The sequence below is a fragment of the Metabacillus sp. YM-086 genome (assembly GCF_048059995.1).
Taxonomy (GTDB): domain Bacteria; phylum Bacillota; class Bacilli; order Bacillales; family Bacillaceae; genus Metabacillus; species Metabacillus litoralis_B.
This window is the reverse complement of the sequence record NZ_JBLUOI010000051.1, coordinates 1-13,918: the sequence shown is the minus strand read 5'-3', so window position 1 is coordinate 13,918 and position 13,918 is coordinate 1. Positions and strand designations below refer to the sequence as shown.

14 protein-coding genes are annotated in these 13,918 nt (G+C 36.3%); 13 read left to right on the top strand and 1 reads right to left on the bottom strand.

The window, feature by feature from the left end; genetic code table 11:
• The first annotated feature begins 57 nt into the window (after nucleotides 1-57).
• Entirely contained in the window at nucleotides 58-759 is a 702-nt protein-coding gene (locus ACEWK1_RS19040; RefSeq protein WP_212135199.1) for a DUF554 domain-containing protein, read from the top strand.
• A gap of 63 nt (nucleotides 760-822) precedes the next feature.
• Here the strand turns inward: ACEWK1_RS19040 and yyaC are convergent, their stop codons facing one another.
• A complete protein-coding gene (gene yyaC, locus ACEWK1_RS19035) occupies nucleotides 823-1,446 on the bottom strand; it encodes a spore protease YyaC (protein WP_121664084.1) in 624 nt (207 codons plus the stop codon).
• A gap of 98 nt (nucleotides 1,447-1,544) precedes the next feature.
• Between yyaC and ACEWK1_RS19030 the strand changes: the two genes are divergently transcribed.
• The 12 genes from ACEWK1_RS19030 to ACEWK1_RS18975 all read left to right on the top strand — a co-directional run.
• Entirely contained in the window at nucleotides 1,545-2,561 is a 1,017-nt protein-coding gene (locus ACEWK1_RS19030) for a GerAB/ArcD/ProY family transporter (RefSeq protein ID WP_121664083.1), read from the top strand.
• A gap of 221 nt (nucleotides 2,562-2,782) precedes the next feature.
• Nucleotides 2,783-3,652, top strand: a complete 870-nt coding sequence (locus ACEWK1_RS19025) for a mechanosensitive ion channel family protein (protein ID WP_121664082.1) — start codon at nucleotides 2,783-2,785, stop codon at nucleotides 3,650-3,652.
• Between the two features lie 19 nt (nucleotides 3,653-3,671).
• Nucleotides 3,672-3,875: a DUF951 domain-containing protein gene (locus ACEWK1_RS19020; protein ID WP_121664081.1), complete on the top strand. Its 204-nt coding sequence runs from the start codon at nucleotides 3,672-3,674 to the stop codon at nucleotides 3,873-3,875.
• Nucleotides 3,876-3,891: 16 nt separating this feature from the next.
• Nucleotides 3,892-5,898, top strand: a complete 2,007-nt coding sequence (locus tag ACEWK1_RS19015; RefSeq protein WP_212135201.1) for a molybdopterin-dependent oxidoreductase — start codon at nucleotides 3,892-3,894, stop codon at nucleotides 5,896-5,898.
• 160 nt (nucleotides 5,899-6,058) lie between these two features.
• Complete coding sequence (ychF, locus tag ACEWK1_RS19010; RefSeq protein ID WP_121664079.1) at nucleotides 6,059-7,159, top strand: redox-regulated ATPase YchF; 1,101 nt, start codon at nucleotides 6,059-6,061, stop codon at nucleotides 7,157-7,159.
• Nucleotides 7,160-8,660: 1,501 nt separating this feature from the next.
• Nucleotides 8,661-8,948, top strand: coding sequence for a 30S ribosomal protein S6 (rpsF, locus tag ACEWK1_RS19005; protein ID WP_098799528.1), 288 nt, complete (start codon nucleotides 8,661-8,663; stop codon nucleotides 8,946-8,948).
• Between the two features lie 35 nt (nucleotides 8,949-8,983).
• Nucleotides 8,984-9,502: a single-stranded DNA-binding protein gene (gene ssb / locus ACEWK1_RS19000; RefSeq protein WP_121664076.1), complete on the top strand. Its 519-nt coding sequence runs from the start codon at nucleotides 8,984-8,986 to the stop codon at nucleotides 9,500-9,502.
• 34 nt (nucleotides 9,503-9,536) lie between these two features.
• Nucleotides 9,537-9,776 (top strand): 30S ribosomal protein S18, encoded by a 240-nt coding sequence (rpsR, locus tag ACEWK1_RS18995; protein WP_026561616.1) that lies wholly within the window; start codon nucleotides 9,537-9,539, stop codon nucleotides 9,774-9,776.
• A 309-nt stretch (nucleotides 9,777-10,085) separates the two neighbouring features.
• Nucleotides 10,086-11,021: a YybS family protein gene (locus ACEWK1_RS18990; RefSeq protein WP_212135203.1), complete on the top strand. Its 936-nt coding sequence runs from the start codon at nucleotides 10,086-10,088 to the stop codon at nucleotides 11,019-11,021.
• 40 nt (nucleotides 11,022-11,061) lie between these two features.
• Nucleotides 11,062-13,035, top strand: a complete 1,974-nt coding sequence (locus ACEWK1_RS18985) for a DHH family phosphoesterase (RefSeq protein ID WP_121664074.1) — start codon at nucleotides 11,062-11,064, stop codon at nucleotides 13,033-13,035.
• Complete coding sequence (gene rplI / locus ACEWK1_RS18980; RefSeq protein ID WP_121664073.1) at nucleotides 13,032-13,478, top strand: 50S ribosomal protein L9; 447 nt, start codon at nucleotides 13,032-13,034, stop codon at nucleotides 13,476-13,478. The genes ACEWK1_RS18985 and rplI overlap by 4 nt, the downstream gene beginning before the upstream one ends.
• A 219-nt stretch (nucleotides 13,479-13,697) precedes the next feature.
• On the top strand, nucleotides 13,698-13,918 hold a 221-nt coding region (locus tag ACEWK1_RS18975; RefSeq protein ID WP_416636561.1), incomplete at its 3' end, for a DnaB-like helicase N-terminal domain-containing protein.

Here is a 13,918-nt window from a genome sequence, read left to right as displayed (position 1 = left end):
AAATGATACATTATGGAATTGATTCATCTATGTTTAAAAAGAGGGGATTTAGCAGGTATGGTTTTATTTGGCAGTATTGTAAATGCACTAGCTATAATTGTAGGAACCCTTATTGGTCTTTTATTAAGAAGAATTCCTGAACAAATGAAAGAAACAGTGATGATGGCCATTGGTCTTTCTGTAGTTGTCCTGGGGATTAGTATGGCCTTAAAAAGTGAGGATTTCTTCATTGTTATTGTTAGCCTTGTGCTTGGAACTGTTATAGGAGAATGGTTAAGGATTGAAAATCATCTCCAGTCAGTAGGAAATATGTTGGAAAGAAAGTTAGGTAAATCAGAAACAGGTAATATTGCACAAGGTTTTGTTACTGCTACCTTAATCTTTCTTGTAGGTGCAATGGCAATCATTGGTGCATTAGACAGCGGTTTACGACAAGACCATGCTGTTTTATTAACAAAGTCAATGATCGATGGATTCACAAGTATGATTCTTGCCAGTACTCTTGGAATAGGAGTATTGTTTTCCTCTATATCAGTATTTCTATATCAAGGGGGAATTGCTCTTTTTGCGAATGTCATTCATCAATTTTTATCAGATGAGTTATTAGAAAGATTAATAGCTGAACTGACTTCTATAGGTGGGGTTATGATCATAGCTATAGGAATTAATATTCTAGGCTTAAAACAAATAAGAGTAGCAAACCTACTACCAGGTATTTTAGTTATTACTGCTATTGTTCTAGTCCAGCATCATTTTTAAAAGGAAATACTTAATACACTGCATGAGATATGCAGTGTATTTCTGTATGTAAGAAGAAAAATTTTAATTAATTGCAGAATCCTCACTTGCCAACCATTTTCTTCTAACAGAAATTCTCTTTTCTAGATAAATCTTTTCTGCTTCAATGATTCCATTAGAAATAATGTCTGCCATACTCATAACTAAGTGAAGGCGTGTATTTTGTAACACGAGGAACTCCATATATCCACTTATGTTAACAATACCGGTGATATGCATATCACCTACTGCTGGTAATTCTTTGTTTACACCTGCTCCAGGTTTTATCGAACCTTTTGCAATTTCCATGAATCCAACACTTTTCATTCTTCCTAAACAAGCATCAATCGCAATAATAAATGGATTTCGATGTTTTTCATTGATTGTTTCAAGCGTTTCCTTTAGATTTACAGCGTGTACTGGATCTTTAAGAGTTCCATAGACATGGAAATGGGACAACTCTTTATTTAAGGACGTACCAATTAGTGGACCTAAGCTATCACCCGTTGATCGGTCTGTTCCAATACAAACAAAAACAATTGGCTTGAAATAAAGTTTTGGCAAATGATCTAAAAGGGTGGTTGAAACTAGCTGCGTAGCGTCCTGATCCTCATAATGAATACGTTCTTGATTTTTATCTGAATGAAAAAGACCTGATTTAAGATTCATAGAATTCACTCCCACGTCATAGTAGTAACAGTATACGGAGAAATGTTCAATTCTATACATGCTCGTTGTAAATAGGACAGCCTTAAGAGGTGAGAAAAATGAATTCAGGTTTTAAATGGATGTTTTTGATTTTAGGAACAATTATTGGAGCAGGATATGCATCAGGAAGAGAACTCTGGCAGTTTTTCGGCTTTGAGAGCGGACTAGCTATCGTAATCTTTACGGTTATCTTTATCATAGCTGTCTATGTGATTATGAAAATAAGTTACGAAGTACAGTCTGATCACTTTTTCCCAATCTTAGAAAGATTAGTTGGTAAAAAACTCTCCTATGTGTATGATTTTTTAATTGTGTTGTATTTATTTACAACAACAATCGTTATGATTGCCGGAGGAGGAGCAACGCTTGAAGCCTTTTCCATTCCATACTGGGCAGGTATTACGCTTTTTGCAGTATTACTAGTATTGTTGTTTGTAGGCAGTTCTAATGGAATCATTAAACTGAACTCAATCATCATTCCCATGCTTGTCTTTGGACTGTTTTATGCATTATTATCATTTAATATTTCCCATCATCATTCATGGGTATTAGATTTAAATGAACAGTATAATTGGCCAGCAGCATTTACATTTACAGCTTTAAATATTTTGCCATTGATTGCGGTTTTATCTGCAATAGGAAAAGAAATTAAAAGTCTTAAGGAAGCGAAAGTAGCCAGTATTGGAAGTGGAGTTATATTAGGAACAATCTCATTTGTTTATAATGAAACACTCATCCAAATGGCTGATTATTTAACAGAATACGAAATTCCACTCTTTGCTGTATTAAAAGGTTCACCATTTGGATTTTTCCTTTTTATGTCTGTGATGTTATGGCTGGCAATTTATACAACAGCTGTATCGGGAATTTTTGGACTTGCCTCGCGATTTAAGCAACTATTAAAGGTTCCATTTTGGTTAATAGCATTAATTCTCGTTTTAGCCATGCTGCCTTTCACACGTTTTGGCTTTGCAAATCTAGTGGGCATCCTATATCCTTTATATGGATTAATTAATCTTTATCTACTCGTTACCATTTTGCTTTATCCAATCTTAAATCGTTATAGAACAAAATGATGGTATGGCTGACTCCTTAAAGATAAAAATTTGAGTAGAGTCAGCCTTTCGTATGTGATGGAGAGGTATAAGATTCGAGATATATCCCTAATTTCAAAAGAATAAACGTACGATATAATGAAGTTTTCCAAAAGATATTTCTTTTGGAATAGAGTATAATGGCTATGAAAATAGTAGTTGCTCTTTTATAATAAATTGTTACTTAGTAAAGGGTGATCTGATTGAAAATTTTACAAGAAATGTGGAACGATGCAGTAGATTATTTAACGAATGCTGATTTATGGATTACAATTGGAAAAGGATTTTTACAAATTTTATTAATCTTGATTGTCTCAACCATCTTTATACGAATTGGAAAATTAGCCATTACAAAGGTGTTTTTATTCCGTGGGAAATCACCAATTAGAATTTCTGAGAGAAGAGAAAATACTCTTTCAAAGTTACTTGAAAATATCCTCACTTACGTTATTTACTTTATTGCGATCATTATGGTGCTTGAAACGTTTGGTCTTAATGTAGGTGCGTTGCTTGCTGGAGCCGGCATTGTTGGATTGGCAGTGGGGTTTGGTGCTCAAAGCTTAGTAAAAGATATTATTACAGGCTTTTTTATTATTTTTGAAGACCAATTCTCTGTTGGCGATTTTATCCGAGTTTCAACTTTTGAAGGAACAGTTGAAGAAATTGGACTTCGTACAACAAAAATTAAGAGCTGGACAGGCGAAATTCATATATTACCAAATGGGAGCATTATAGAGGTAACAAACTTCTCTATAAATAATAGTATTGCCGTTGTAGATATTAGTATTGCTTATGAAAGTGATATTCCAGAAGCGGAGCGAGTCATTCAAGAGCTCTTATTAGAGGTTCCTGATAAATATGAAGATATTGTAGCTCCACCTGAATTATTAGGTGTTCAAATGCTTGGAGCTTCAGAGGTTGTTCTTCGTGTAACATGTGAAGTTGAACCAATGCGTCACTTCCATATTGGAAGAATGTTAAGAAAAGACATTAAAATGAGGTTAGATGAAAAAGGTATCGAAATTCCTTATCCACGTGTCGTGATGTATAACAGAAAAGATGAAGTGAGTTAAGAAATGGAGGTAGAACCTTATGGAAAAGGATTTTGCATTGAATGATGTTGTTGAAATGAAAAAACAGCACCCTTGTGGTACAAATGAGTGGAAAATCATTAGAATGGGAATGGACATTAGAATTAAATGCCTAGGTTGTGACCATAGTGTTATGATCCCACGTCGAGAGTTTTCAAGAAAACTAAAGAAAATTCTTGTAAAACATGAGGAGTCTGCTGAGTAGATCGAGGGGAATGAATATGAAACAAGTATTTAAGTCATCTTGTCCTTTGAACTGCTGGGATAGCTGCGGGTTTGAGGTTATAGTGGAGGATGGCAAGGTCACCAAGGTTGAAGGAGATAAAGACCATCCAATTACCAAAGGCAAGATATGTGGAAGAGGAAGAATGCTTGAGACGAAAACCAATTCTAAAGAACGCTTAACAGTTCCTCTAAAAAAAGTGAACGGTGTATTTCAAGAGATTTCATGGAAACAAGCACTTGATGAAATTGCTGAAAAGATGAAGGAACTAAAACAAAATTTTGGTCCTGCTTCTGTTTTACACAGCCATGATTATGCGAATAATGGATTGTTAAAAAATCTTGATAAACGCTTTTTTAACAGTTTTGGAGGAGCGACTTCTTTAGTAGGAAGTATTTGCTGGGGATCTGGTATTGAAGCACAAATTTGGGATTTTGGAAGTTCCGACAGCCATGCACCAGATGATATTTTCCACAGTAAACATATCGTTATTTGGGGAAGAAATGTTGCTAGAACAAATATGCATTTATTTCAACAGTTACAAGATGCGAAAAAGCGTGGCAGTTCAATTACGGTAATTGACCCAATTTATAACGCAACTGCAAAAATCTCTGATCACTATATTTCTATTAAGCCGGGAATGGATGGGTTAGTTGCTGTTGGAGTTATGAAATATTTAATTAGTGAAAATAAACAAGATACTGAGTTTATTAAGAACTATACAGTTGGCTATGAAGATCTAATTTCGCTCTTAAATCACTTTACTTTAGAGGAAATTTTAGAACAAGCTGAAATCTCCTTTGAAGATATAAAATTTATTGCTGAATTATATGTGAATGGACCTACTACAACCTATTTAGGTTTAGGAATGCAAAGGTATTCTAATGGTGGAAATACAATTCGGTTAATTGATGCACTAGTTGCAATCAGTGGGAATGTTGGTATTCCAGGTGGTGGAGCCAATTTTGGAAATATCCAGGTTGGTAAAAACTTTAATATGCAGGCTTTAACATTACCTGAAAAGGCTACATCAAGTAGAACATTTTCAATGATGAAACAGGCAGATGGTGTACTAGAAGCAATGGATCCTGAGATAAAAATGATTATAGTAACCTGCGGGAATCCGTTAGTACAAGTTCCTGACTCAAACAAAATAATAAGAGCTTTTCAATCAGTTGATACAGTTGTTGTCATTGATCATTTTTTAACAGATACAGCTGAGTTAGCGGACTATGTGTTACCAACAACAACAGTCTTTGAGGAAGAGGATATTTATTATGCATCCATGTATCACCACTATGTGAACTATGGAGAAAAGCTAGTTGAACCTCCAGGTGAAGCAAAGTCAGATTTATGGATATGGACAGAATTAGCGGAAAGACTTGGATTTGGAGAAGAATTTTCTTATACACGAGATCAATATTTAGAAATGGCAACAGCCCATTTACATGAAAAAGGTATAACGCTTGATCGATTAAAAAAAGAAAAACGAACTCCACTGCCTGTGAGCCATGTTCCTTGGGAAACAAAGGAGTTTTCAACTCCAAGTGGTAAATTTGAATTTACATCTGAGCTTGGGTTTAACAAAGGATTAGAAGGAAAACCACAATATATTTATCCAAAAGAATCAACAATTTCAAACCCTAGATTAGCTGAAAAATATCCGTATCAGCTTTTATCGATTCATCCATTACGGTCCAATCATTCTCAGCACTATCTCCTTATAGAAGGAATGCAAACTGTTAAAATTGAAGTTTCAGAGGATATTGCAAAAGAAAAACAACTAGTAGATGGAGATAAAGTAACCATCTTTAATGATCGTGGAAAGCTGACTGGTGATGTAAAAATACTGAAGAAAGCACATGCCAAAACAATTAATGTTGATGAAGGTCAGTGGCATAAATTCGGCGGTTCAGTTAATCTTCTAACACCAGATGATGTTTCAGATAATGGGCAGGGAAGTACTTTATATGATTGCTTAGTAAATATAAAAAAGGCAGACTAATTTTAAAGAGCTGAGATGAGCTCTTTTTTTCTTTAATTATTCTGGAATGTGTTAACAATATTACTAGACTTGCTTGTATTTTATGTAGTTACTAACTATAATTGTTGAAGATTGAATGAAAACGGACAATCTTTTGTTTATAAATAGAGGAGTGGGAAAAATGGCATTAACTGCTGGAATTGTAGGCCTTCCTAACGTAGGGAAATCTACTTTATTTAACGCAATTACACAAGCTGGTGCTGAATCAGCAAACTATCCATTCTGTACAATAGATCCTAACGTGGGAATTGTAGAAGTACCGGATGAGCGTTTACAAAAGCTAACAGAATTAGTTAACCCAAAGAAAACTATTCCAACAGCATTCGAATTCACTGATATCGCAGGAATTGTAAAAGGTGCTAGTAAGGGTGAAGGTTTAGGAAATAAGTTCCTTTCACATATTCGCCAAGTAGATGCAATTTGTCATGTTGTACGTTGCTTCGCTGACGAAAACATTACACACGTATCAGGAAAAGTGGATCCTATTTCAGATATTGAAACAATCAACCTTGAATTGATTTTGGCAGACTTAGAGACAGTTGATAAACGTATCGACCGTGTAGCAAAGCTTGCTAAACAAAAAGAAAAAACAGCTGTTTTTGAACATGAAATTTTATCGATGTTAAAAGAAGCTTTTGAAAGCGAAAAGCCTGCTCGTGCAGTAGAATTTAATGAAGAGCAGCTTAAATATGCAAAACAACTACATTTGTTAACAATCAAACCAATTTTATATGTTGCTAATGTTAGTGAAGAGGAAGTTGCTGATCCTTCTAACAACCCTTATGTTCAACAAGTTCGTGAATTTGCAGCAGGCGAAAATGCTGAAGTTATCGTAGTTTGTGCAAAAATCGAATCAGAAATTGCTGAGCTTGAAGGGGAAGAAAAAGAAATGTTCCTAGAAGAGCTAGGCATTGAAGAATCAGGGCTTGATCAATTAATCAAAGCTTCATACAATCTTCTTGGACTTGCTACTTACTTCACTGCTGGTGAACAAGAAGTTCGCGCATGGACATTTAAAAAAGGCATGAAAGCTCCTCAATGTGCTGGAATCATCCACACAGACTTCGAACGAGGCTTCATCCGTGCTGAAACCGTTTCTTATGCTGACTTATTATCTGCAAAAACAATGGGTGCTGCACGTGAAGCAGGAAAAGTTCGCTTAGAAGGAAAAGACTATATTGTAAAAGACGGAGACGTTATTCACTTCCGTTTTAATGTGTAATGCTAATTAGATAATTTCTATAAAGCTCACTATAGATGGGTAAGGTTGAGAAGACTTTACTTTCTGTAGTGGGCTTTTTTGTATGTGGTTGGCTTGTCTTGAAAGCGGGAAAGGATGAGGTTCTGGAGAGTGAAATTCTGTCTGGAAACAGAGGGAAATCGGGACAGAAAGAGCTCCAAAGAGTTGAAATGTGTCTGGAAACAAAGAGAATTGGGACAGAACCATCCCCGAAGAGGAGAAATGTGTCCCGAAACAGAGGGAATCGGGACAGAACCAGTTCCAAAGAGTTGAAATGTGTCTCGAAACAGAGAGAATCGGGACAGAACCAGTTCCAAAGAGTTGAAATGTGTCTCGAAACAGAGGGAATCGGGACAGAACCAGCCCCAAAGAGTTGAAATGTGTCGGGAAACAAAGAGAATTGGGACAGAACCATCCCCGAAGAGTTGAAATGTGTCTCGAAACAGTAGGAATCGGGACAGAACCAGCCCCAAAGAGTCAAAATGTGTCTGGAAACAAAGAGAATTGGGACAGAACCAGCTCCAAAGAGTCAAAATGTGTCTCGAAACAGGTAGAATCGGGACAGAACCAGCCATAAAGAGTCAAAATGTGTCTCGAAACAGAGGAAATTGGGACAGGACCATCCCCGAAGAGTTGAAATGTGTCCCGAAACAGAGAGAATCGGGACAGAAAGAGCTCCAAAGAGTTGAAATGTGTCTGGAAACAAAGAGAATTGGGACAGAACCATCCCCGAAGAGTTGAAATGTGTCCCGAAACAGAGGGAATCGGGACAGAACCAGTTCCAAAGAGTTGAAATGTGTCTCGAAACAGAGAGAATCGGGACAGAACCATCCCCGAAGAGTTGAAATGTGTCTCGAAACAGAGGGAATCGGGACAGAACCAGCCCCAAAGAGTCAAAATGTGTCTCGAAACAAAGAGAATTGGGACAGAACCAGCTCCAAAGAGTCAAAATGTGTCTCGAAACAGTAGGAATCGGGACAGAATCAGCTCCAAAGAGTCAAAATGTGTCTCGAAACAGTAGGAATCGGGACAGAACCAGCTCCAAAGAGTCAAAATGTGTCTCGAAACAGTAGGAATCGAGACAGAACCAGTTCCAAAGAGTCAAAATGTGTCTTGAAACAGGTAGAATCGGGACAGAACCAGCCCCGAAGAGTCAAAATGTGTCTCGAAACAGAGGGAATCGGGACAGAACCAACCCAAAGAGTCAAAATGTGTCTCGAAACAGAGAGAGTCAAGACAAAACCTATCCTGAAGAGCATAATCTTTTCCCAACCCCATCCATCCCCAAAATCCTTAAAACATATAATCACCCTATAAAATGCTTGTAAACCAGCAAAACAAATCTTCTATATTCAGCAGAACTAAACATCGCACTTGCGCTTTCACTAATTATTCGTTATAATACCTAATTGTGAGTAATTTATTTATTTAATTGCTCCTTGCCCATTTGTGGGCCGTTTAGACCAAAAGGAGGTGTAAGATGATGAGAAAGTACGAAGTTATGTACATCATCCGCCCAAACATTGAAGATGAAGCTAAGAAAGCTTTAGTTGAGCGTTTCAACAACGTTTTATCTGAGAATGGTGCGGAAGTAACAGAAGCGAAAGAGTGGGGCAAACGTCGCCTAGCATACGAAATCAATGATTTCCGTGATGGCTACTACATGCTTCTTCAAGTTAACTCTGCAGCTGAAGCTGTTCAAGAATTCGATCGTTTAGCGAAAATCAGCGAAGATATCATTCGCCACATCGTTATTAAAAAAGAAGACTAATTAATAGATAAGATAGTCAAAAAAGGATGGTTCTGATGTTGAATCGAGTTGTATTAGTTGGAAGACTAACAAAAGATCCAGATTTGCGATACACACCAAGTGGAGTAGCTGTTGCTACCTTTACTCTTGCAGTGAACCGTACGTTTACAAACCAACAGGGTGAAAGAGAAGCTGATTTTCTTAACTGTGTGATTTGGCGTAAACAAGCTGAAAATGTTGCGAACTTCCTTAAAAAAGGTAGTCTTGCAGGAGTTGACGGTCGTTTACAGTCAAGAAGCTATGAAGATCAAAGTGGAAAACGAGTTTATGTAACAGAAGTTGTTGCAGAAAGTGTCCAATTCCTTGAGCCAAGAGGAGCAAGCGGCGGTGGCGGTAACAATAACTACAACAACAACAATAACAACTTTGGTGGGTACCAAGAGAACTCTGGTAATCAAAATCCATTCGGTTCAGATCAAAATCAACGTAATCAAGGTCGTACAAGCTTTGATGACGATCCATTTGCAAATGATGGAAAACCTATTGATATATCTGACGATGATTTACCGTTTTAATAGATAATTATAAATAGAAGGGAGGAAATTGATCATGGCAGGCGGACGTAAAGGTGGACGTGCAAAACGTCGTAAGGTGTGTTTCTTCACATCAAATGGTATCACTCACATCGATTATAAAGATGTTGATTTACTAAAAAAATTCGTATCTGAGCGTGGTAAAATTTTACCTCGTCGTGTAACAGGTACAAGCGCTAAATACCAACGTAAATTGACTGTAGCTATCAAAAGAGCTCGTCAAATGGCTTTATTACCATATGTTGCTGGTGAATAATAAAAGAAAAGCACAGAGATGGATTGTTTAATCCTTTCTGTGCTTTTTTCGTCATAATTACCCTTAAAAAGAACTTGTGGATACACCGCTATCAAGACTAAAATTTAGGTTAGAGCTGTATGTACACGTTTTCTATACATAACGTACTGTAACATTTAAAACAAACCGAATAGGTTTGTCACTCCCTTATAATAAATTAGGAAAAGTGTAAGTTTGTGAAAAGAGCAATAAATTAACAAACGATATGAAATACTAAACAGAGCTAAATTCCTAGCTTTAAGGATGGTTGTTCTTAAAAGAGGTGAAGTTGTGAGGAAAACAAATGCTATAACAGAAGGGGCTGTTTTATTAGCACTTTTCATCGTGCTCATGCTTGTAGCAAAATATGCACCGATTATTGGGATACTTGCCCTTTTTGTTCTACCTCTGCCGTTTATTATTTTTACAATAAGGCATAGTCTATCCACTGCGCTTATGCTTGTAGTGGCAGGAAGTATCCTATCAGTTTTATTCGGATCTATTACTAATATTTTATTAGCTCTTATGTTTGGCTTGAGCGGTATGGTGATGGGATATTTCTATAAAAAGAAACTAACAATGGGTGTATTGGTCGGAGGCAGCTTAGCTTATACTTTTAGCATTATTGTTTCTTATATTGGGTCAATTGTTTTTCTAAATATAGACTTTATTCAAGACTCTATTGAACTGTTTAAAGACTCAATTCAGCAATCAAAAGCAATTTTGCAATCATTTGATGCAAGTGGACAAGTGAATCAGCAGTTTGAGCAGCTTGAAGAAGGAATGGGCTATATTACGACATTAATACCGACTTTATTTGTTACAACAGGTATGGTTTTTGCTGTTATCACTCATCTCATTTCTGTCCCGATTTTAAAAAGACTTCGATTTGAGTTAGCACCTTTAAAGCCCTTCCGTGAGTGGAGATTACCAACAAGTATCATTTGGTATTATTTAATTAGCTCCATATTATTAATGGTAAAACTCGATCAAGACAGTTTTCTTTTTATGGCTGTTTTAAATCTTTATTTTATTTTACAATTTTTCGTGCTGATGCAAGGATATTCCTTTGTTTTTTTCTATTCATATGTCAAGGGCTGGGCAAAAGCAATTCCTATCGTTATTTTAATTGCTTCGTTAATCATCCCAATATTTCTTTATCTTATTAGAATCTTAGGTATAATTGATTTAGGCTTTCCTCTCCGCAGGAAAATACTGAAAAAGTAAGATTTTGTAATCACTGTTGCGAGGAGTTGATGAGAACAAAATGCCAAGCTTTTATGAAAAACCATTCATCCGTTATCCCATTTATGCATTAATTGGCGTAACAGTGATAGCCGTACTTCTTCTATTTTTCTATAATTGGTTGATAGGAACCATCCTTCTTGCTTGTCTTGCAATTGCTTTTTATTTTATTAATAAAGCAATAAAGGACTTTAGAACAGAAATGAAAGAATATATTACAACTCTTTCATACCGATTGAAAAAAGTCGGTGAAGAGGCTTTGATGGAAATGCCAATTGGGATTTTGCTTTTCAATGATCAATATCAAATTGAGTGGACAAATCCTTTTATGACCTCCTGCTTTGATGAGGACACTCTTGTTGGCAGATCTTTATTTGATGTAGCTGATTCATTAGTTCCATTAATAAAACAGGAAGTAGAATCAGAGACGATTACATTACATGATCGAGAATTTAAGGTCATTATTAAACGTGATGAACGGCTATTGTATTTCTTTGATGTAACTGAGCAAATTGAAATTGAAAAGCAATATGAAGATGAACGTACAGTTTTAGCATTTATTTTCCTAGATAATTATGATGAAGTTACCCAAGCGATGGATGACCAATCAAGAAGTGCGATTAACAGTGAGGTAACATCTCTCTTAAATAAATGGGCAAAGGATTATGGTGTTTTTCTTAAAAGAACTTCATCTGAAAGATTTATTGGAGTATTGAGTGAAGACATTTTAACCAAACTTGAAAAAACTAAGTTTTCTATTCTGGATGAAGTTCGTGAAAAAACAGCTATTCAAAATGTATCATTAACTTTAAGTATTGGAATAGGATCAGGTGTTTCTTCGCTTCAGGAACTTGGCGATCTTGCGCAATCGAGCTTAGACTTAGCATTAGGACGTGGTGGAGATCAAGTGGCCATTAAACAACCTAGTGGAAAGGTAAAGTTCTTCGGAGGAAAAACAAATCCGATGGAAAAACGGACTAGAGTTCGTGCCCGTGTCATATCACATGCATTGAAAGAAATTGTGTCTGAAAGCGATAAGGTAATGATTATGGGACATAAGTATCCGGATATGGACGCAATTGGCTCAGCAATCGGGATCCTTAAAGTTTGTCAGGTTAACGGAAAAGAAGGCTTTATTGTTTTAGATCCAGAAGCAACGGATTCTGGGGTTGAACAGCTTTTAGCTGAGCTTAAATTACACCCTGAACTGTGGTCAAGATTTATCTCACCAGAACAAGCACTCGAAATGATGACAGACGAAACACTGCTTATCGTTGTTGATACACATAAGCCATCATTAGTCATTGATGACCGATTGCTCATGAGAAGTGAGCATGTCATTGTTATCGATCATCATCGACGTGGGGAAGAATTTATTAAAGATCCCATTCTTGTTTATATGGAGCCATATGCTTCGTCTACAGCAGAATTGGTGACCGAATTACTTGAATACCAACCAAAGCATTTAAAAATGAATATAATTGAGGCTACCGCACTTTTAGCAGGAATTATTGTTGATACAAAGAGTTTTACACTTCGAACAGGATCGCGTACATTTGATGCAGCTTCTTATTTACGAGCAAAAGGAGCAGACACAGTTTTAGTACAAAAGTTTCTAAAAGAAGATATCAATAGCTATGTAAAGCGGGCTCAACTTATCCAGCATGCATTAATATTTAAAGATGGCATTGCCATTACTGTTGCAGATGAACAGGAATTTTATGAGCAAGTGACAATTGCACAAGCAGCAGACACATTATTAACAATGAATGGAATTGAGGCATCGTTTGTTATTGCGAAACGAAACCCTGAGTTTATAAGCATAAGTGCCCGGTCACTTGGCGACATTAATGTTCAGATTATTATGGAAGCACTAGGTGGCGGTGGCCATTTAACAAATGCAGCAACACAGTTGGAGCATACAACATTACAAGAAGTCGAAAAACAGTTAAAATTAGCATTAGAAGACTATTTAGAGGGAGGAACCAAATCATGAAAGTAATCTTTTTAAAAGACGTTAAAGGTAAAGGGAAAAAAGGGGAAGTTAAGAATGTAGCAGACGGATATGCTCACAATTTCCTTATCAAACAAGGATTAGCTGTTGAAGCAACAAATTCAAGTATTAGCTCATTAAATGCTCAAAAGAAAAAACAGGAGCAAGAAGCTGTGGAAGAACTAGAACAAATGAAGCAGCTAAAAGATGTTCTTGAAAAATTAACGGTTGAAATTTCAGCAAAATCTGGTGAAGGCGGTCGTTTATTTGGTTCAGTAACAAGCAAGCAAATTGCAGATGAACTGAAAAAATCACACAATATTAAAATAGATAAACGTAAGCTGGATTTACCAGATGGTATTCGCTCTTTAGGATTTACAAATGTACCTGCAAAGCTCCATCCAGAAGTAAATGCAACGATTAAAGTACATGTTAAAGAACAATAAGTAAAAGTTGGAAAATGATGTGGTTTTGTGGAAAGAGAGAAATTTATCTTGAAGCGGAGCCACTTTTTTTTTACACTTAATAAAGTGTGAAATAGGTTTTATTAGAAAAAGCACTAGCAAAGTGAATTAAAATTTCCCAATACTTAAGCATGCTGCTTAGGTGTATAATAATAAATAGATTTATATTTTCATAATAAATGTAGAAGGACGGTGATCATCATTAACGAGGTACTTGGTGATCGTATACCACCACAAAATATAGAAGCAGAACAAGCTGTATTAGGAGCTATATTTCTCCAACCATCATCTATTACTTTAACATCAGAATTATTAATCCCAGAAGATTTCTATCGAGCTTCACACCAAAAAATTTACAACGCTATGTTAGACCTTTCTGATAAGGGAGAGCCGGTTGACCTTGTAACAATCACTGCAGCGCT